Source organism: Kribbella monticola (genome assembly GCF_003261635.1).
Lineage (GTDB): Bacteria > Actinomycetota > Actinomycetes > Propionibacteriales > Kribbellaceae > Kribbella > Kribbella monticola.
The window spans coordinates 352111-371261 of sequence record NZ_QFXK01000039.1 but is presented as its reverse complement, the minus strand read 5'-3'; the positions used below and the strand labels follow the sequence as shown (position 1 = coordinate 371261).

The 19151-nt window shown below is 68.3% G+C and carries 20 protein-coding genes and 1 pseudogene; 9 read left to right on the top strand and 12 right to left on the bottom strand.

What is annotated here, in order from left to right; genetic code table 11:
* Position 1 precedes the first annotated feature (1 nt).
* Together DIZ26_RS33170 and DIZ26_RS33165 are read left to right on the top strand one after the other, a co-directional pair.
* A complete protein-coding gene (locus tag DIZ26_RS33170) occupies positions 2 to 502 on the top strand; it encodes a tyrosine-protein phosphatase (protein WP_157979886.1) in 501 nt (166 codons plus the stop codon).
* A gap of 51 nt (positions 503 to 553) precedes the next feature.
* Positions 554 to 1051 (top strand): DUF1707 SHOCT-like domain-containing protein, encoded by a 498-nt coding sequence (locus DIZ26_RS33165; protein WP_112248494.1) that lies wholly within the window; start codon positions 554 to 556, stop codon positions 1049 to 1051.
* Positions 1052 to 1055: 4 nt separating this feature from the next.
* Here the strand turns inward: DIZ26_RS33165 and DIZ26_RS33160 are convergent, their stop codons facing one another.
* Positions 1056 to 1904: a hypothetical protein gene (locus DIZ26_RS33160; RefSeq protein ID WP_112248493.1), complete on the bottom strand. Its 849-nt coding sequence runs from the start codon at positions 1902 to 1904 to the stop codon at positions 1056 to 1058.
* The gene (locus tag DIZ26_RS33155) at positions 1891 to 2478 is read right to left on the bottom strand and encodes an RNA polymerase sigma factor (RefSeq protein ID WP_112248492.1); all 588 of its coding nucleotides are present in this window, start codon (positions 2476 to 2478) and stop codon (positions 1891 to 1893) included. The genes DIZ26_RS33160 and DIZ26_RS33155 overlap by 14 nt, the downstream gene beginning before the upstream one ends.
* Positions 2479 to 2585: 107 nt before the next feature.
* On the opposite strand from DIZ26_RS33155, the gene DIZ26_RS33150 reads away from it, so the two are divergent.
* Together DIZ26_RS33150 and DIZ26_RS33145 are read left to right on the top strand one after the other, a co-directional pair.
* The gene (locus DIZ26_RS33150) at positions 2586 to 3137 is read left to right on the top strand and encodes a GNAT family N-acetyltransferase (protein ID WP_232828773.1); all 552 of its coding nucleotides are present in this window, start codon (positions 2586 to 2588) and stop codon (positions 3135 to 3137) included.
* Positions 3134 to 3781: a cupin domain-containing protein gene (locus DIZ26_RS33145; RefSeq protein WP_112248491.1), complete on the top strand. Its 648-nt coding sequence runs from the start codon at positions 3134 to 3136 to the stop codon at positions 3779 to 3781. The genes DIZ26_RS33150 and DIZ26_RS33145 overlap by 4 nt, the downstream gene beginning before the upstream one ends.
* 93 nt (positions 3782 to 3874) lie before the next feature.
* On the opposite strand, the gene ptsP is transcribed toward DIZ26_RS33145, so the two are convergent.
* The 6 genes and pseudogenes from ptsP to DIZ26_RS33120 all read right to left on the bottom strand — a co-directional run bounded on the left by ptsP (position 3875) and on the right by DIZ26_RS33120 (position 9908).
* On the bottom strand, positions 3875 to 5815 hold the full coding sequence (gene ptsP / locus DIZ26_RS33140; RefSeq protein ID WP_332872753.1) for a phosphoenolpyruvate--protein phosphotransferase: 1941 nt from the start codon (positions 5813 to 5815) through the stop codon (positions 3875 to 3877).
* An 18-nt stretch (positions 5816 to 5833) separates the two neighbouring features.
* Positions 5834 to 6247, bottom strand: a pseudogene (dhaM, locus tag DIZ26_RS38720) (dihydroxyacetone kinase phosphoryl donor subunit DhaM); the annotation flags it as partial.
* A gap of 103 nt (positions 6248 to 6350) precedes the next feature.
* The gene (gene dhaL, locus DIZ26_RS33135; RefSeq protein WP_112248489.1) at positions 6351 to 6971 is read right to left on the bottom strand and encodes a dihydroxyacetone kinase subunit DhaL; all 621 of its coding nucleotides are present in this window, start codon (positions 6969 to 6971) and stop codon (positions 6351 to 6353) included.
* A 2-nt stretch (positions 6972 to 6973) separates the two neighbouring features.
* Positions 6974 to 7978 (bottom strand): dihydroxyacetone kinase subunit DhaK, encoded by a 1005-nt coding sequence (dhaK, locus tag DIZ26_RS33130; RefSeq protein ID WP_112248488.1) that lies wholly within the window; start codon positions 7976 to 7978, stop codon positions 6974 to 6976.
* 88 nt (positions 7979 to 8066) lie between these two features.
* The gene (locus DIZ26_RS33125; RefSeq protein WP_112248487.1) at positions 8067 to 9308 is read right to left on the bottom strand and encodes an MFS transporter; all 1242 of its coding nucleotides are present in this window, start codon (positions 9306 to 9308) and stop codon (positions 8067 to 8069) included.
* 39 nt (positions 9309 to 9347) lie between these two features.
* Complete coding sequence (locus DIZ26_RS33120) at positions 9348 to 9908, bottom strand: RNA polymerase sigma factor (protein ID WP_112248486.1); 561 nt, start codon at positions 9906 to 9908, stop codon at positions 9348 to 9350.
* A 62-nt stretch (positions 9909 to 9970) separates the two neighbouring features.
* Between DIZ26_RS33120 and DIZ26_RS33115 the strand changes: the two genes are divergently transcribed.
* Positions 9971 to 11677 carry a protein kinase domain-containing protein gene (locus DIZ26_RS33115; protein WP_112248485.1) on the top strand — a complete coding sequence of 569 codons (1707 nt, stop codon included), beginning with the start codon at positions 9971 to 9973 and terminating at the stop codon, positions 11675 to 11677.
* 26 nt (positions 11678 to 11703) lie between these two features.
* Here the strand turns inward: DIZ26_RS33115 and DIZ26_RS33110 are convergent, their stop codons facing one another.
* On the bottom strand, positions 11704 to 12933 hold the full coding sequence (locus tag DIZ26_RS33110; RefSeq protein ID WP_198676399.1) for an MFS transporter: 1230 nt from the start codon (positions 12931 to 12933) through the stop codon (positions 11704 to 11706).
* 64 nt (positions 12934 to 12997) lie between these two features.
* Between DIZ26_RS33110 and DIZ26_RS33105 the strand changes: the two genes are divergently transcribed.
* The gene (locus tag DIZ26_RS33105) at positions 12998 to 13750 is read left to right on the top strand and encodes an ArsR/SmtB family transcription factor (RefSeq protein ID WP_112248483.1); all 753 of its coding nucleotides are present in this window, start codon (positions 12998 to 13000) and stop codon (positions 13748 to 13750) included.
* Here DIZ26_RS33105 and DIZ26_RS33100 read toward each other — a convergent pair.
* The 3 genes from DIZ26_RS33100 to DIZ26_RS33090 form a co-directional block, all read right to left on the bottom strand.
* A complete protein-coding gene (locus DIZ26_RS33100; RefSeq protein WP_157979885.1) occupies positions 13747 to 14484 on the bottom strand; it encodes a hypothetical protein in 738 nt (245 codons plus the stop codon). The genes DIZ26_RS33105 and DIZ26_RS33100 overlap by 4 nt on opposite strands.
* A gap of 99 nt (positions 14485 to 14583) precedes the next feature.
* On the bottom strand, positions 14584 to 15282 hold the full coding sequence (locus DIZ26_RS33095) for a hypothetical protein (RefSeq protein WP_112248481.1): 699 nt from the start codon (positions 15280 to 15282) through the stop codon (positions 14584 to 14586).
* Positions 15279 to 15890, bottom strand: coding sequence for a thiaminase II/PqqC family protein (locus DIZ26_RS33090; protein WP_232828772.1), 612 nt, complete (start codon positions 15888 to 15890; stop codon positions 15279 to 15281). The genes DIZ26_RS33095 and DIZ26_RS33090 overlap by 4 nt, the downstream gene beginning before the upstream one ends.
* 214 nt (positions 15891 to 16104) lie before the next feature.
* On the opposite strand from DIZ26_RS33090, the gene DIZ26_RS33085 reads away from it, so the two are divergent.
* The 3 genes from DIZ26_RS33085 to DIZ26_RS33075 are packed head-to-tail and all read left to right on the top strand — an operon-like array spanning position 16105 to position 19150.
* A complete protein-coding gene (locus DIZ26_RS33085; RefSeq protein WP_232828771.1) occupies positions 16105 to 17391 on the top strand; it encodes an ABC transporter substrate-binding protein in 1287 nt (428 codons plus the stop codon).
* Positions 17388 to 18326: a carbohydrate ABC transporter permease gene (locus DIZ26_RS33080; protein WP_112248478.1), complete on the top strand. Its 939-nt coding sequence runs from the start codon at positions 17388 to 17390 to the stop codon at positions 18324 to 18326. The genes DIZ26_RS33085 and DIZ26_RS33080 overlap by 4 nt, the downstream gene beginning before the upstream one ends.
* Complete coding sequence (locus DIZ26_RS33075; protein ID WP_112248477.1) at positions 18323 to 19150, top strand: carbohydrate ABC transporter permease; 828 nt, start codon at positions 18323 to 18325, stop codon at positions 19148 to 19150. Before DIZ26_RS33080 ends, DIZ26_RS33075 begins: the two co-directional genes overlap by 4 nt.
* Position 19151 lies beyond the last annotated feature (1 nt).

The window sequence follows — 19151 nt, the reverse complement described above, 5'->3', positions numbered from 1 at the left end:
AGTGGATTGGGAAGGTGCACGTCAGCTCGGCGGCCAGGTCTACCGATCTGGGCCGCCGAGTGACGCAGTACGGGAGCAGTTGATCGCTGCCGGAGTCACCGGGGTCGAGGCGCCCGACGAGGGATCCGATGGACCGGCGTACTACGGGGAGGCGCTGCGGCGCTCGCCCGGTCCGGTCACGTCGGTCTTCGCGCGGATCGCGGATGCTGAGCCCGGCGAGGTACTGGTCTTCGGGGACCGCACCTCGATGATCGCCGCGATGCTGCAGACCCTCGCGGGTACGCCGGTCGCGGACATCCTGGACGATTACGAACTCGACCTCCGCGCGGCCAACGAGACCGCACCGGAGCCGCTGAACGAAGGCGCCCTCGACCTGTACTGCGCGGACGCGTGTCTGGCGATGGTGGCGTTCCTCGGCTCCACCGATGTCGCCGGCTACCTCACCGCGAGCGGCCTCACCTTCGAGCAGCTGGACCGTCTCCGCGAGCGGCTGACCGGCTGAGCGTCGACCAGGCGTCTGGCACACTCGAAGGGAGGCGAGTGGGGAGAGTGGATGGCCGAGAAGGCGAAGCCGAATCTGGTGAATCTGACCGGGATGGCGGCTGCGGCCGGGCGGGAGGCCCGGGAGGCGGCGGCGCGCCGGAAGGTGCAGGCGGTCCGGCTGACCGATCAGGAGCGCCGGATCTGCTCGGACGATCTGGCCGAGCAGTTCGCGGTCGGCCGGCTCGACGTCCGCGAACTGGACCAGCGGCTCGACCTGCTGCACATGGCCGTCACCCATGGCGACCTGGTGGCTGTCTTCGAAGGACTGCCGGTCCCGCAGCTGTACCTGCGCGAGCCACGCAAACCCGGCCGCTGGCGCTGGGCCGCCTTCATCGCCACGGTCTGGCTTGCGCTCCCGTTCATGCTGGCCGGACTGGTCTTCCTGCTCTTCGGCCGTGAGGTGGCGGCCGCGATCTTCGGCATCCCGTCCACCGTCTGGGTCCTCGCCACCTGGCGCTGGGCCCGCAACGGCACCCGGGCCCGCAGCGCCCCCGACCGCCGCCGCTGACCCGCTACTTCTCCGGCTCCGGGCCGATCCAGAGCATCACCTTGCCCGGCGAATGCGGCTGGATGCTGTGGACGTACCAGTCGGCCGGCACCGGGTCGACCTCCTTGGCAGTGTTGACGCCGTTGACCAGCTCGGTCTTCGAATTGAAGTACGACTCGACGGACAGGCCGTGCGTGGCGAGCAGCTTTTGTACGTCGGCCACTCGCTGGTTGCGGTACGACACACCCGCCAGCTCCTCGCCAGGAGCGTTGGCCTCGGCCGGTGAGGCCCGGTAGATCTCACCGGGCTTCGCAGCCCGGCCGAACTCGATCTCGGCATGGCCCTTGAACGACTTGCTCACCTCGACGCCGTACTGGCAGCCCGGATCGCTCGCGTTCAGGGTCGCCGGGCAGTTCTCGCCAGGCTTGAGCAGGTGCAGCTCGCTGCCGTCACTGCCGGTGTTGTAGAGGAACGTCGCATAGTTGCCGACGTTGGACGGGGAGACGCCGACCATCCGCACCTTGATGTCGAGCCCGAGCTTCTTGAACTGCTGGTTGTACGCCTTGGGGTCGGCGTCCTGATCGACGACCCGGACGGTCAGCGACGTACCGCGGTCGGCGACGGACAGCGCCTGCGGGAGATCCTGGCCGAGACGGTTCGCCACCGTCGCGGCGACCACTCCGCCGATGAGCAGCAGGCCGGCGGCCGCGAGCAGGAGACGGGGGCGAGCCGGCGTACGGCGTACTGGGGCCGGCGCGTCCTGCATCGTTGCGGTGATGCCGTCCGACAGCTCGGTCCACGCGGACTCGGTGATCTGCGTGCTGGGGGAAGGGCCGAGGCCGCGGGTCACGGCGTCGAGGTCATGCGTCTTCATGCGAAGCCTCTTCTCTGAGGACGGTCCGGGGCCGAGCAGCGGTCAGCGACCTGGCGAACCGCTTCCTCGCCCGATGCAGCCTGATCCGTACGGCGTTGCGCGTGATGCCGAGCGCAGTCGCGATCTGCGCGGTGTCGAGTTCTTCCCAGGCGACCAGCGACAGCAGCTCCTGGTCCTGCTCGGACAGCGCGCGGAAGGCGATGGCCGCTGGACTGTTGTCCGCCATCGGTTGCGGCTCGAGCTGCTCGGTCAGTTCGCTGCGGAGCCGGTCCGCCAGGGCGTGCCGGCGGCCTTCGCCTCGGCGATGGTTGGCCAGCGCTCGCCGCGCCACGCCGTACAGCCATGGTCTGGTCTGGTCGCCGGGCGGTACGTCGTCGAGCCGCCGCCAGGCGACCAGGAAGGTGTCAGCGAGCAGGTCGGCGGCGTCGTGCCGGTTCGCCGTCCGGCGGAGCAGGTAGCCGAGCACCGCCTCGCGGTTGGCCGCGAAGAACTGCTCGAACCTCGCCCTGGGTTCGTGCCGCACGCCCGCCTCACTAACCGGCCCCGGCCGGGCCCTGGTCGAAATCTCGGTCATACCCTCCACATGTCCGCCACCCGCGCCGCTCATTTCACCCCACCCGAGGTCCCTGCCGCTCAGGGCCTGCTCGTGGGCGTGGATCGGGGCTGAAATAGCCTGGCCGGGTGATCGCCGCACAACGTCTTGCCGAGCCGGCCGACGCACCCGCCGTCGCAGAACTGATGCGCGCCTCGGTGGCCGAGCTGTTCGGTGCGTACTACGACGCCCGCCAGGTCGCCAGCGCCATCGCCCACGTCGCGGTCCTCGATCTCGCGCTGATCGAGGACGGCACGTACTACGTGCACGAGGCCGACGGCGAGATCGTCGCGTGCGGTGGCTGGAGCCGGCGCAACAAACTCTTCAACGGCTCCACCGCGGGTGCCGACGAGCGGCTGCTCGACCCGGCGACCGAGCCGGCCCGGATCCGGGCGATGTTCGTCCGCTCCGACTGGACCCGGCGTGGACTCGGCCGGGCGATCCTCACCTCGTGCGTGGACGCCGCCCGCGCCGAGGGTTTCACCCGGCTCGCGTTGATGGCCACGCTTCCCGGCGTACCGCTGTACAAGTCTTTCGGTTTCACCGAGGTCGAGGCCGCCGAGCTGACCATGCCGGACGGCGTTGTCCTCGGTGGTGTCGCGATGGAACGTTCAGTCGATCAGATCGGAGACGCACGATGACCGCAGGCACCACCGTCCAGGCACCCGACGGCACCGAGGTCGTGCTGGGGGAGATCGGCACCCGGGCCCTGCTGGAGAACTCCCGTGTCCGTGTCTGGGAGGTCTCGCTCGGGCCCGGCGAGGCACAGGCGTGGCACCTGCACCACAACCCGTACGTCGTACTCTGCCTCGCCACGTCGCCCTGCCACATGGACTGGCTCGACGGCAGTCCCGCCCGGCAGCTCAGTGAGACCATCGGCGGCTCGGTCTATCGCCCGGTGTCCCCGGTTCACATGCTCACGAACGACGGCGACTCGCCGTACCTCAACCGGCTCGTCGAACTGCTCGACCTCGGCGAAGAGGCCAGTGGTACGCCGTACGACGTCGCGCCCGGCGTCGCCCAGGAGAGCGGCTTCACCGAAGCCGGCGAGATTTCGGCGAAGACCGTCGTCGACGAGGCGGACGTCCGGGTCCAGCACGTCACCCCCGGCGCCGGCGAAAGCCTCACCTGGCGCACCGGCGCCTACCCGGCTCTCGTGGTGGACCTCGATCTGGATTCGCCCACTGTCACGTACCTCAACCCGGGCGAATCCCACACGCTGCCGACCAAGACGAGCCAGGCCCCGGGCTTCAACCTCGTGGAACTCCGCTACTACTCCACCTAAGCCCGCCTCCCCCCTGCCCCCTCCCTCCCCCCGCCGACCTGGACTGGGGAGCGCCGCATACCCGGGGCGGTGGGTAGGGCTCCCCAGATCCGCCTATTCGGCGAGGAGTTCGCGGACTGCGGTGGCGCTGGGGAGGGTGAGCGCCTGCGCTGCGGTCTTCGCGGCCTCGGTGAGGTCGGTCCGGCGCAGGCGGGACTTGATCACCGGGACCTGTGGGCCGACGGCGCTGAGCTCCCGGATTCCCAACCCTGCAAGGAGAACCGCAGCATCCGGATCGCTCGCCAGGTCGCCACAGACCGCCACCTCGACGCCGGTGGGCACCTCTCGCACGACCCGGTCGATGAGTTGGAGCACAGCCGGGTCGAGCCCGTCGGCCAGCGGAGCGACGGCGCTGTTGCCGCGATCGGCGGCGGTTGTGTACTGCGTGAGGTCGTTGGTGCCGATGCTGACGAAATCCAGGCCCTCGGCCAGCGACGAGATGCGCAGCGCGGCGGCCGGGACCTCGACCATGATGCCGACCTTCACGCCCCAGCCGGACGAGCCGATGTCGGCCAGTTCGGCCAGCGCCCAGGCGACTTCCTCGGCGGTCGTCACCATCGGGAACATCAGTTGGACCGGCGTTTCGAGCGCCACCTGACAGATCGCCTTGAGCTGGTCGCGCAGGAGTTCGGGACGCCGCCGGAACACCCGGATCCCGCGCTCGCCCAGGAACGGATTCGCTTCCTTGCCCTGGGCAAGGAACGGTAACGGCTTGTCGCCGCCGATGTCCCAGGTGCGGATCGTGATCGGCTTCCCGCCGAACGCGGCCGCGATCGCCCGGAACGCCTCGACCTGCTCCTCGACGGTCGGCGCCACTCGGCGATCCCCGAACAGCACCTCCGTCCGCACCAGACCGGATCCGTCGGCACCACGTGCGTCCGTCGCGTCCTGCACCGACCCCACATTGGCGAACACCTGGATCGTCTGTCCGTCCACGGTCACCGCGGGCTGTTCCGCCTCAGCCAGGGCGGCCTCTCGCTCAGCGGTCCGCTCGCGGATCGCAGTACGGAAAACATTTGCGTCCGGTTCGACCACGAACGACCCGGCGCGCGCGTCGAAGCCGACCAGGGTGCCGGACGGTACGTCGACCTCGCCGATCCCAGTGATCAAAGGGATTCCGCGGGACCGGGCCACGATCACGCCGTGCCCGGTCGTCCCGGCCGCCCGGACAGCGATCCCGGTGATTCGCTCGGCATCGATGGCAGCCGCGGTAGCAGCATCCAGCTCCCGTACTACGAGCACACCCGCGTCGGCCGTGACCGGCTCGGCTGCGCCGACCAGCGCCCGTAGTACGCGATCGAGGACGCTCCGGACATCCTGCGCGCGCTCGCGCTGATACGGGTCGTCGAGCCCTTCGAAGGTCGACGCCAGTGCGTCGAGGGCAGACTTCCAGGCCTGCGGCGCGTTCTCGCCTCTGCCGATGTTCTCTGCCACGGAATCGAGCACGACTGAGTCGTCCAGCAACGCCAACTGGGCATCGAAGATTGCGGCTTCGGCGGCGCCGACGTTCTCCGCCGTACGCTCTCTCAGCGTCTGCAGTTGCTCTTCCGCTGCTCGGCGCGCGTCCTGTGCGCGCTCCTGCTCGTTTCCACCTGCTCGATATCCACGGAGGTCGACGTCCCGATCGGCCACGATGGCCGGCCCGATCGCCACGTCCAGGCCCGACCCGCTCTTGCTGTTGCTAGTGCCGACCGATGGTTGTGCAGCCGGTGCATCGTCGAAGTCGCGCTCAGCCAAGGCGCTGATCGCAGTCAGCGCTTCCTGCGCCTCCGGACCGCTTGCCCCGACCCGCAGCCGATGGCCTTGTTGCGCGTTGAGTGTCGCGACCATGCTCAGACTGCCCGCGTCGACCGGCCCGCGCCCGGTCGTCAGGTTCGTCAAGCTGACCCTGGCATCGAACCGTCGAGCCAGCCCCACCACCTTCGCCGCCGGCCGGGCGTGCAGCCCATGTTCGTTGCCGACGGCAATATCAATGAAGTTGTCAGAAGCAACCACTTGCTGTGTGGCCGCAGGGCCGTCCCCGAGATGATCCTGCTTCCCGGCCAGCCCTCGCGAAGCTTCTTCCAGTACGGTGTCCAGCGGTGCTCCCGTCGAAGCCGTCACCACCGCCGCGACCAGTCCCTCGACCAGCGGAGCGCTCGACAGCTTGACCCGCTCAGCGACTTCCGGATCCACGAATTCCAAGGCCATTTCGGCACTCAGCACCGCGCTGCCCAGATCCAGTAACACCAGTACGCCGTCCGTGCTGTCCGCCGCGCCGATCGCCTCGGCAACGGCGGCCGCGTCCGTCCCGAAGGTGGTCTCGTCCAGTCCAGCCGCGATCTCGATCACCGGACGGTCGCCCTCGGCAACCATCTCGGACGCCAGTCCGACTGCGGCCTCGGCCAACGCGCGACTGTGCGAGACCACCACGATCCCGATCACCAGTCGCCCCCTGAACGCCGCAGCGCTCGTGGGGCAGGACCCTCGGCCCTCCGGATGATCAGGCCCTCGGCGAGGCGCGGGCCGGGACGGCGGATGTCAGCGAGCATCATGCCAGCGTGCGAGCGGCCGACTCCAGCAACAGGGTGGTGCTGGTCGCGCCGGGATCCTGGTGGCCCACGCTGCGCTCACCGAGATAACTCGCGCGGCCCTTCCGGGCGACCAGCGGAGTCGTCGCGTCCCGGCCCTTCGCCGCCGCCTCGGCTGCCGCCGCGAGTGCCCCAGCGAGATCCGAGCCGCCCGCGACGGCCGCGTCGTACGCCTCCAGGGCCGGCGCCCAGGCGTCGTACATGGTCTTGTCGCCGAGTTCGGCCTTGCCGCGGGCAAGGATCCCGCCGACGCCGGCCTTCAGCGCCTCGCCGATCGAGGCCGGCGTGATCTCCGCACCGGCCAGCGCGGTCCCGAAGCGGAGGAAGAACGTTCCGTACAACGGCCCGCTCGCGCCGCCGACCTTGCTGACCAGCGTCATCCCGGCCTTCTTCAGCAACTCGTCCACGGCGGAGAAGCTCGTCTCGTCGAGCACGGCAACGATCGCCGCGAACCCACGATCCATGTTGCTGCCATGATCCGCATCCCCGATCGCGGAATCGAGCTCAGTCAGATACCCCGCATTCTCGTGCAACACCCGAGCCGAATCTCGCAACCAGTTCGCGAAGTCCTCCACACCCATGCTCACGCGCCCCAGCGTAGGCCGGGGGTGTTCACTGGGGCGTCCCAGAGGCGTATCAGTTCGTCGTCCACCTTGAGGAGGGTGACCGAGCAGCCGGCCATTTCCAGGGAGGTGATGTAGTTGCCGACCAGTGAGCGGGCGACCGTGATGCCGGCGCGATCCAGCAGTTGGTGCACCTCGTTGTACATCAGGTAGAGCTCGATCAACGGCGTACCGCCCATCCCGTTCACGAACGCGATGACCGAATCGCCTTTGCTGTAAGGCAGATCGCCGAGGACGGGGTCGACCAGCATCGCCGCGACCTCCTTGGCCGATGCCAGCGGCAACCGTTGCCGGCCGGGCTCGCCGTGGATGCCGATGCCGACCTCCATCTCGTTCTCGGCCAGCTCGAACGTGGGCTTGCCCGCGGCCGGCACCGTGCACGAGGTGAGCGCCATACCCATGCTGCGGCCGTTGTCGTTCACGCGCCTGGCGAGGTCGGCGACCTCCTGCAACGGGCGGCCCTCCTCGGCGGCCGCGCCGACGATCTTCTCCAGCAGCACGGTCACGCCGACACCGCGCCGACCGGCCGTGTAGAGGCTGTCCTGGACGGCGACGTCGTCGTTGGTGACCACGGACAGTACTTCGGTGCCCGCGTCGGCGGCGGCCAGTTCGGCGGCCATCTCGAAGTTCATCACGTCGCCGGTGTAGTTCTTCACGATGTGCAGTACGCCGGCGCCCGCGTCCACCGCCTTCGTCGCGGCCATCATCTGGTCCGGTACCGGCGAGGTGAACACCTCACCCGCACACGCGGCATCGAGCATCCCGAGCCCGACGAACCCGCCGTGCATCGGCTCGTGCCCCGACCCGCCACCCGAGATCAGCCCGACCTTCCCGGCTCTCGGCGCTTCCTTGCGGTAGACGATCCGGTTCTGGTGATCCACCCGCAGGCGATCAGGGTGCGCGGCCTCCATCCCCAGCAGCGCTTCACTCACAACATCGGCAGGGTCGTTGATGAGCTTCTTCATGGACCCATCTGAGCACACCGAACGCCGCAAGGGGAGCCCCCGAACTCCGTACGCCGTCCGCGACGGCTCGTCGTACGGCGGGACCGGTTCAGCCGGCCTGGGACGCGGCTGCCTCGGACAGTAGCGGGATCGCACGGATCGGACCGCTGAGCGTGAGCATGACGGCCGACAGCGTCATGATCCCGCTGAACACGAGCAGCGCGGCGCGGGCACCGGCATGGGCCAGCAGGATCCCGCCGAGTGCGGGGGCGAGGGGGGTCGTGGCATTGGCCAGGAAACCGATCGCACTCTGGGCCCGTCCCTGCATGCCATCGGGCGTGATCATCACCTGATAGCCGAACAGCCCCGAGTTGAAGGCGGGGACCAGAAAGATCGCGCCGGCCAGCAGAACGATCAGGATCACCGGGCGAGTGAGGAATGCGGTCGTGGCGAACGCCAGCGTGATGATCCAGGCCGCCACGATCCCGAGCCTCCCGGTCCGGAACCGGCGAAGCAGCCTCGGTGCCGCGATCGCACCCAGGACGCCGCCGATGCCGATGCCGGTCTCCAGCAAGCCGATTGTCGAGGCGTGCACACCTCTGCGTTGCAGATTGAGGATCAGCACCAACAGCGCCCCACCGGCGGCGAAGTTGATCAGCGTCGCGGACGCCGCCATCGCCCGGATGGCCGGTTGACGGACGACCCACTTGAGCCCGGTCCGGATCGCCCGCAGCATCGGCTCGTGCTTGTCCCCGTCGGGCCGGGGTGCCGGCAGCCGGCGCCGGATCGTCATCAGCATGACGGTCATGAACAGGTAGGACACGGCGTCGAAGGCGATCGGCAGCACCCGGCTGACCGAGTAGAGCGCTCCACCCAGCGGTGCGCCGAGCAGCCCGGCGACGTGCTGCCGGCCCTCGTTGGCGGCCATCGCAGTACCGAGGTCTTCCGGTTCGACGATCTTGCGGAGTGCGGCGTTCTGGGCCGGCATGAAGAAGGAGTTGGCGGCACCACTACCGAAAGCGACGACGAGGAGATGCGCGATCGTCAGCCGGTCGAGCCAGCCCGCGACCGCGACCGAGCCGTAGAGCACGGTGCCGACGAGACCACAGCTGACGAGTACCTTCCGGCGGTTGAGCCGGTCGACCAGAGCTCCCGCCGGCAGCGAGACCAGCGTGCCGCCGAGCGCAGCCGCAGTACCGACCAGTCCCGCCTGAACCGGCGACCCGGTGATCGCCATGCCCAGCAGGGTGAACACGAACGAACTCATCGCCGTACCGAGCGAGCTGATGCTCTGCCCACTCATCAACCGGAGATAGTCCCCGTTGTGCAGTAGACGTCTCGGCCCGGCCATGCCGTGAGAGTACGGTCACACCAGGTCAGGGCGGAGCGGTCAGTCCTTCGGGCGCAGAAGGGGGCGGACTACCTCGCGGGCGTCGTGGATGCGGGACTTGATGGTGCCGAGCGGGGCTCCGACTTCGGCGGCGATCTCTTCGTACGAGAGGCCGTAGACGTCGCGCAGTACGAGCGGAGTGACCATCTGCGGGCGGTCGCGCTCGAGGGTTTCCAGGGCTTCGAGCAGGTCGAGGCGAGTGCCGGCGATGACGCTGGTCGTCCGCGGGTCCGGCTTCTCCATCTGCTCGGGGTTGTGGGCCGCCTGGGCGGTGCGCTTGAGCTTGCGGTACGTCGAGCGGGCCGAGTTCGCCGCGACGGAGTGCACCCAGGTCGAGAAGCTGCTGCGGCCGGAGTACGTGTGGATCTTGGTGGCGATGTTGAGCAGCGCCTCCTGAGCGGCGTCCTCGGCGTCGGCGGAGTACGGCAGCACACTGCGGCAGATCCGCAGCACGCGGGGATGGACCTGCCGCAACAGGTCGTCCATCGCGTTCTTGTCACCGCCGGCGGCACGCTCGGCCAGGACGGCCAGCTCGTCGGTCGGGCTGCTGCTTTCGCTCATCTGCGCCTTCGTTGTCAGCGGTCCCCCGGGCGTGGGACTCCGAGTACTCCATAATGCCTTGTATGGGGGTCCCATCCAGACTAGGCCGGTACGTCGTGCGCCGACGCCTGGGCTCAGGCGGTTTCGCCACCGTGTGGCTCGCGTACGACGAGCAACTCGACGCCGAGGTCGCGGTCAAGGTGCTGGCCGACAACTGGGCGCACGACGATTCGGTCCGCCGCCGGTTCCTCGAGGAGGGCCGGTTCCTGCGCCGGGTGGAGTCCGAGCACGTCGTCCAGGTCCACGATGTGGGCGAACTGGAGGACGGCCGGCCGTTCCTGGTGCTCACGTACGCCGACCGCGGCACGCTCGCCGACCGGTTGAAGAAGGAGCCGCTCGCCCTGGACGCGGCCGTCGGCGTCATCGTCCAGGTGGGTCGCGGGCTGCAGGCGCTGCACCGGCGCGGGTTGCTGCATCGCGATGTGAAGCCCGCCAACGTGCTCTTCCGCAGTACCGACGAGGGGGACCGGGCGGTCCTGTCCGACCTCGGCCTGGGCAAATCGCTGGACGAGGTGTCGAGAATCACGATGCCCGGCGGTACGCCGTCGTACGTCGCGCCCGAGCAGGCGATGGGAGACCGACTCGACCAGCGGGCCGATCAGTATTCGCTCGGCGCGGTCGCGTATGCCGCGTTGACCGGCCGCTCGCCACATCAGGTCGACGGTCTGGGCGCGGCCGGGCGGGTGCAGGCGCCGCCGCCGCCGAGCTCGCTGGGGTTCGCCGTACCGGACCGGGTGGACGCTGCGATCGTGCGCGCGCTCGATCCGGACCGGGAGAAGCGCTGGCCGGACGTCGCCACCTTCACCCGCGAACTCGTCGGAGCCCTCGACGAGACCACCCAGCACTTCGTCACCCAGGTCAAGCCCGCGACGGCTGCAGCCGCCGTCGCCGAGGTGAAGACCGGGCTGGCAACGGCTGACGCCGAGACCGCGACGATCGACCCAGCCGGCGAGACCACCGCCCTGAGCGACTCGAACGCACCAACGGTGATCAAACCCACCGACGACACCGCGCCAGCCGGCGTCGAAGCACCAATCGACACCGACGACGAAAGCGATGGCAACGACTCCGGTAAGAGCACCTTGTCCTTGTCCGGTGCCGGTGCGGATGCCGCGGCGCATGTTGCTCTTCTCGGCAGCCAAGGCGTCGAGCCAGCCAGTGCGACCGCCGCACCGAAGAAGCGGCGGCGTGGCCGATGGGTCGTTGCCGCCTTGCTCGCGCTGATCCTCGGCGGTGGCGCAGGTTTCTTCGCCGAGCGGTACTACGAACCGCGTCGCGTCGTCCCCGTCAGCCAAGGGAGTTTCACCGCCAAGGTGCCCAAGGAACTGGCCGGCTTCGTGGTCCAGGGCAACTGGCGTCCGCCCGGCAGCCCGACCGATCGCCCGGCCTTCCGGGTCAGCCGGGACGACAACTGGACCGCGCCCGGAACCTCCACCCGCGGCCTGTTCGTCGGAGTGATGCCGCAGGCAACCGATGCGGACAAGAAGCTGGCCGGCGGAGCGCAGTACGGCTGCAACAGCGACAACGAGCTCACCAAGAGCAGTATCAACGGCTACGACGCCGTGGACAGGATCTCGACCGGCTGCCCGGGCGGCAATATGCTGCTCCAGCGAGTCGCGACCTTCGGCGGTTACTCCCTGCTCGTTCAGGTGCAGGTGTCAGCCGCCGATCAGGCCCGCGCACTCGAGATTGCCAATTCGATCTCCTACGCCGGTGATGGGAACTCGTGAGGATTGACGTCGAACGGCTCCGGCCGTCACCCGCTCTGCTCCAGTCCGGACGTCGCCGGTTCTACCGGCTGCGTTCTGTCGTGTTCCGGACCATCTGGCCGCGCTGACGAGATCGTCAGCCAGGTGAGTAGCGCCGCGGCCAACCACAGCCCGGCACCGATCCACGCGAGTTGATGCAGCCCGCGCACGAAGCCCGGGCGGGTTGCCGGGCTGCCCACAACCGCGCCGTACAAGGCGATTCCGAGCGCCCCGACAGCCTGCCGTGCGGTGTTGTTCACCCCACTCGCGAAGCCGGCGCGATCGGCCGGCAGCGAGGCGATCGCCGCGCTGACGACCGCGGCGGTGAGGCACCCCATCCCCAGGCCGAGGCCGAGCTCGACCGGTACGACGGCGGCGTACGCGCTGGTGGGCCGCACCAGTAGCAGGCAAGCAGATCCTGCTGCCCCGAGGAGTAGCCCGGCCGTCATCGGCAGCCGCGGCCCGAGACGCGCGGTGATACGCCCGCTGACCGGCCCTAGTACCGCGAGCGGCACGAACAAGGGCAGCAACTCCAGCCCGGCCCGCAGAGCGCCGTGGCCGAGTCGCTCCTGCAGGTAGAGCGTCATCACGAGGATCGTCCCGAGCCCGACGAGGTTCATCAGGCCGGCGATCACGTTGCTGCCGACAAAGGCCCGGTTCAGGGCCAGCCGCGACCGAGCCGACGGAGCACTCGGCGACCGAGCCGGAACAAGCCGTACGGCGAGGGGAATGGCGGCTCCGATGAGTGGCAGGTTGATCAGGAACACAGCGCGCCAGCCGAACGTACTGACCAGCAAGCCGCCAAGGATCGGACCCGATGGCAGAGCGAGGGCACCGGCACCGGCCCAGATCCCGACAGCCCGGGCACGAGCGGCGCCGTCGGAGTACAGGTCGGTGATGACGGCGAGAGTGCCGGGCAGCAAGAGGGCAGCGCCTATGCCCTGAAGTGCTCGTGCAGCTACCAGTAGCTCGATGCTGGGTGCGACACCGCAGCCCAGCGATGCCAGACCGAAGACGCTGAGTCCGGTCAGCACCACCTTGCGATGGCCGATCCGGTCACCAGCGGCGCCGCAGACGAGGAGGAGGGCGGCGAGAGTGATCATGTAGCCGCTGACCACCCACTGCTGGCCGGCGAGGCTGGCGTGGAGTCCGATCCGGAGCGCGGGCAACGCCACATTGACGACGGTGACGTCCAGTTGCACCAGGAAGATTCCGACACAAAGCACTGCGAGCAACATGTTTCCAGTCTGTACCGCTAACACTTCGGGGCGCATCGAAGCGTGTCGGTGGAACCATGGAGGTATGGAACGAGCCGGAGACGCGGATGTGGCGGCAGCCGCAACACTGCTCGCTGAGCCGGCCAGAGCCAAGGTACTGGTGGCTTTGGCCGACGGGAGAGCGCTGCCTGCCTCACTGTTGGCAACGGAGGCAGGCGTGTCAGCGCAGACGATCAGCGCACACCTCCGCAAGCTGCTGGACGGAGGACTGCTCACAGTGGAGACCTCTGGCCGGCACAGGTACTACCGCCTCGCCGGTCCCGAGGTTGCAGCCGCAGTGGAAGCCGTAGCCCGCATCGCCCGCCCAGAGCCGATCAAGTCGCTGAAGCAGAGCACCAGAGCCGCAGCGCTCCGCGAAGCCCGCACCTGCTACGACCACGTCGCCGGGAGACTAGGAGTCGCCCTCCTGGAAGGCCTCGTACGCCGGGAGGCGCTCCTCCGAACTGATGGCTGCTCCGGCGCGGCGCGGCGACCGGACGACCCCCTGGCTCAGCAATTGCCGGACGGCCCGTACGAGCTCGGCCCGGCTGCGCCCGAGATCTTTGGTGAACTCGGCGTCGACCTGTCGACAGGCAGCCCGTCGCGCCGTTTGTTGCGGTTCTGTGTCGATTGGAGCGAACAGAAACACCACCTGGCCGGCCGCCTCGGAGCATCCCTCGCGAACGCCCTCTTCGACCGCGAGTGGATCACCCGCCGCCCTCGTCACCGCGCCATCGACCTCACCCCAGCCGGCCGGGCCGCGCTCACCGACCTGAAGTTGTTGGCCGAGGGCAACTAAAGCGGCGAGTCCTTCCGGGTAACGCTGTCGGTCGCGTGATCAAGCACGTCGAGCAAAGCGTCCGCGTCCTGCCGCAGCCCGGTCGAGCTCATCTCCACGGCGACTTTGCCACTCGCGTCCAGGGCGGCCCAGCGGACGAAGACGTACCGGAGCGTTGTCGCTCCGGCGGGTAGGTAGCTGTACGACAGCGTGGCGGTCCGGCCCGACGGGTCGACCTTCTGGCTGTGGATCGTGAGCAGCTGGTCGGCCGGGACCTGGGTCTTGAGCACCTCGATCCGGAGCTCCATCGAGGCGGCCGGCGGTCGGGTCAGGCTGAAGCCGGACTCGATCCGGACCCAGCGCTTGGCGGTGGGATCGGTGAACCGGGCCTCACGCTTGGGATCGGGTTGGGTCATCCACCAGTTCCGCGGCACCTTCACCGTGACCCTCGAACGCACCACGCCTTCGGTGTCGAACTCACGCGTCTGGTAGCTCAGGTCGTCGGCTCGCAGCGGCGCCGAGTTGTCCGGTGTCGGGGTCCTTTGTGGCTTCAGCGTCTCCGTCGGCGTGCTCGTCGGCGCAGGTGTCGGCGTCGATTCCGGCGGCGTCACAGCACCCAGCGGTACTGCGCGCCCGTTGGGCTCGGAGGCTGCACTCGTCAGCAGCCCGATGCCGTAACCGCCTGCTCCCCCGAGCACGGTCACCGCGAGCAGGCCAGAACCGAGCAGAGCGCGCCCGATCCCACGTCCGGCCACGATCACCCCTCCTCCCGGTCCACCCAACTACGCTCCTTTGACACGCTAGCCCGCCCGCAGGTTCGCTTCGCTCTCCGACCTGTCACCCAACCGTGATCCTCAGCCGGTCTGGTGGACCGAGCGGGAGGTTTCCAGGAGCAGGGCGCGAAGGGCTGCCGCGTCCTGGGGCAGGCCGGTGATGCTCATCTCCACGGTCGCGTTGTCGTCGCCGTCGGTTGCTATCCAGCGGACGATCACGTAGCGGAGGGTCTTCTTCGGGATGTAGGTGTAGGTCAGCGTGGAGACCGTCCGGGTCTCTCCGTTGGCCTCGAGCTGTTCGTCGGTCTGGGAGAGGATCCGCAGATCGTTCTCGTAGGGCTGACTCGACTTCAGGTTGGCCACCAGTTGGGTCATCGAGTCGGTGGTCGACGTCGCCGGTGGTGGAAGTGCGGACTCGACCCGGACCGCTCGTTCCTTGAGCGGGTCGAGGAACTTGACCTCACGTGGCATCTTCGGATCCCGGGTCAGCTGCCATCCGCGCGGGATCCTGATCGCCATGCCCACCGGCGAGCCGGAGTCGTCGTGGATGGTGAAGTTCTGGGTGTGGAAGTCCAGCTCGTCGGTGGTCAGCGACGGTACCGCGGACGGCTCGGGTGTCTTCCGCGGGAGTGGGGGATCGGTGGGCCGGGCGCTCAGCGGTGCTGCCGGGGCGGCTTCGCGGACGGTGGCCGGGCCTGTGAGTTCGCCGCCGTAGTAGCCCGCGGCGGCGCCGGCAACGGCGAGCAGGACGATGCCGCTCGCCAGGACCGATGTCCTCACCCGGCCACCAGATCCCAGAAAGCCAGTTCGAAGCGGACCACCCGGTCGAAGGCGAGGCTGAGGTCCGCGCTCAGTTGCTCACGATCCACCAGTGCGCCGAGCTGTTCGACGTACGCCGCGAACTCCGGCGACGACCAGTTCGCGATGAACCCGGCGTACTGCGTGTCCGGGCCGGTCGTGTCGCGGACAGAGGCCCAGGCGTCGTAGTACGCCTTCTCGACGGCCCAGAGGACGGTGATGCCGAGCGGCCAGCCGGCGGGCGCCGAGGCAGCCAGATAGGAGGTGTAGCCGAGGTTGAGCAGGGACGGTTCGACGTCGAGGTCCAGCCCGCGGTCGGCCGCGGTCGCTTCGAACAGTTCCAGTTCGGGGACGAGTGCGGCCGATCCGCCGGCCAGCACTTCCCGGGCCTGGTCGTCCGGCGCGATGGCGGTTAGGTCGGCGAGGAACGCACGGAACGACCGGACGAAGTAGTAGTCCTCGACCAGCCAGCGATCGAAGGCCGTGCGAGGCAGCGTGCCCGCCGAGGTCTGCGCCACGAACGGGTGATCCAGGATGAGTTTCCAGGCCGTCTCCTGGCCACTCAACAGGGCACGGGTCGTCTCAGGCACAGCGCCCATTCTGACATCCGTCGCAGTCAGGCTGCCCTGCGCTGCGCCACCGCTGGGCTGAATCCTTTCAATTGATGGCGGCGGACCTCTTGACACCTCCTCCAAGGCGTCCGTAGCGTGCCCGGCGTGAGGAAATTAACACCTCATTCCGAGTAGTTCACGTCAATCAGCGATATTTTCTGGAGCGTTTCACGCTCCGAGCTCAGGAGGAACCGTGGCATCCGTAATCGAGCGTCCCGTCAGCCGCCGGCGTCTCCTGCAGCTGATGGGCGGGGCCGCAGCGGTCGGCACTCTGGCTGCCTGTGGCGGCAAGTCGTCCGGTGGTGGTGGCGGCCAGCTGAAGATCATCGGCGCGGGCAGCCAGGAGGCCGGGCTCCGCAAGGCGCTGGAGGAGTACAAGGCGAAGAACGCCGACTTCGACTACAACCTGTCCTTCTCGCCCGCCGACCAGTTGCAGACCGCGCTGCGCGCGCAGCTGGCGGCCGGTAATGCGCCGGACCTGCACGCGGTCTACCCGGGCAACGGCAGCGCGATGTCGATGGTCCAGCTCAGCAAGGCGAATCTGCTGGCGGATCTGAGCGACCAGGCCTGGACGCAGAAGATCCCGTCCGGGTTCAAGGGTGCCTTCCAGCAGGACGGCAAGACCCGTATCTTCTCGCCCGGCACCAGCGTGCTCGGGGTCATCTACAACAAGAAGGCCTTCGCCACCGCCGGAGTTCAGCCGCCGACGACCTGGAGTGAACTGCTGACGGTGTGCGAAACCCTGAAGAAGAAGGGCATCGTGCCGCTCGCCCTCGGTGCCCAGACGCCGTGGGTGACGCAGCTGATCAACTACGCCCTCGTGCCGGGCACGGTCTACGCCAAGCAGCCCGATTTCGACGACAAGATGGCCGCGGGGTCCGCGACGTTCGCCGGTTCCGGGTGGGCCGACGCGATGAACAAGTACCTCGAACTGCAGAAGCGCGGTTTCTTCAACGACAACCCGAACGGTACGACGTACGAGCAGGCCACCTCGATGGTCGGCACCGGCAAGGCGGCGATGGTGGTCCAGGTCTCGGCCGTCCTGCAGGCCTATCGCGAAGCCGCGCCGTCGCCGGACGACATCGGCATGTTCCCGCTGCCGGCCACCGACAACGTCGCGGACAACTGGATCCCGGGCGGCATCGTGGTCGGTATCGCGGTCAGCGCCAAGAGCAAGAAGGCCGACCAGGGCCGCAAGTTCATCGAGTTCTGCGGCCGGCCGGACGTCGTCAACGCCTGGGCCGAGGCGGTCGCCTGTGTCCCCCTGTACTCCGACGGCGAGGCCAAGGTCGACCCCGTGCTGAAGCCTTTCCTCCCGTTCCTCGCCGACAACAAGGCGGTCCCCTTCATGGACCAGCGCTGGCCGAACGCCGAGGTCCAGCCCACCCACTTCGCCGTAGTACAGGAACTACTCGGCGGCAAGACCACCGTCGACGGAGCCCTGAAAAAGATGGACGAGGCCTACCGGAAGCGCGCATGACGGCGGTCATGTCGCCGCCCGTCACGCCGGTCCCGCCGCCGGTACGACGGGTAGGCCGGCGCGGTGGCATCGCGCCGCCGTGGTTGTTTGCCGCTCCTGCGCTGCTGGTCTATGCGTTGGTGATGTTGTACCCGAGCATTGTCGGGGCCGGGTCGGCCTTTACCGATTGGTCGGGGGTGGGGGAGCAGCGGTCCTTTGTCGGGCTGGCGAATTTCAAGCAGTTGCTGCACGACGACCAGGCGCTCGGGGCGTTGCGGAACACGTTGTTCCTGACGGTCGCGATCGTCGTGGTGCAGAACGGGCTCGGCTTGCTGCTGGCGCTCGGCGTCCACACCACCATCAAGAGCCGGATGGTGCTGCGGGTGATCTTCTTCGCGCCGGTCGTGGTGAGCCCGGTAATGGTGTCGTTCCTCTGGAAGTACGTCTACAACCCCGCGCCGGACGCCGGCCTGAACGCCGCGCTGAACGCGGTCGGCCTCGGATCGCTGCGGCAGGACTGGCTGGGCAATCCGTCGCTGGCGATCTGGTCGGTCGCCTTCACCGTGATCTGGCAATGTGCGGGCTATTCGATGGTGATCTTCCTGGCCGGCCTCGAAGGCGTGCCGCAGGAACTGCACGAGTCGGCGATGGTGGACGGGGCCGGCACGGTCGCGCGGTTCCGGCACATCACCTGGCCGTTGCTGGCACCCGCTGTGACGATCAACGTGATGCTGTCCACGGTCGGCGGGCTCACGCTGTTCACCCAGATCATCGCGATGACGAACGGCGGACCGGGTTACGCCACCGACACCTTGTCGACGGTGCTCTACAAGCAGGCCTTCGTGTTCGGCAAGTTCGGCTACAGCACGGCCGTCGCGCTGGTGCTGGCGATCTTCGTCGCGGCCGTGTCGTTCATCCAGATCGGCTACCTGCGCTCCAGGGAGACGGCCGCATGAGAACCGGATACCGGCCGCGCACCTTCGTGCTGGAAGTCGTGATGGTGGCCGCCGCGGTCGCCTTCCTCTTTCCCGTCTACGCGCTCGTCACGCTGGCATTCAAGGATCCCGGCCAGATCGCGAACGCACCGCTGTCGCCACCGAACCCGCCATCGGTGAAAAGCTTCGGTACTGCGTGGCAGTCGGCCTCGCTCGGCTCGGCGCTGCTCAACAGCACGCTGATCACCGTGTCGAGCGTGATCGCCCTGATCGTGCTCGGCTCGCTGGCGGCGTACTTCCTGGCCCGCCGGGCGTCGCGGCTGAGCTACAGCCTCTACATCCTGTTCCTGGTCGGCATCATCCTGCCGTTCCAGCTCGGCATGATCCCGCTCTACCAACTCGTCAACGACCTCGGCCTGCTCGGGACCTACCAAGGCATGATCCTCTTCTACACCGGGATCCAGTTGCCGTTCACCGTGTTCCTCTACACCGGATTCATCCGGTCGCTGCCGGCCGACTACACGAACGCGGCGTTGATCGACGGCGCCTCACACCTGCAGGCGTTCGGGTACGTGATCTTCCCGCTGTTGCGGCCGATCACCGGCACCGTGCTGATCCTCAACGCGGTCCACATCTGGAACGACTTCTTCACCCCGTTGCTCTACCTCGGCGGCTCCGGCCGGGAGACCGTGCCGGTGCGGGTCTTTGCCTTCGTCAACGAATACACCTCGGACTACGGACTGGTCGCGGCCGGCCTGGTACTCGCCGCGCTCCCGATCCTCGTGGTCTTCCTGATCCTGCAGCGCTACGTCATCCGCGGCTTCTCCAGTGGCCTGAAGGGATAAC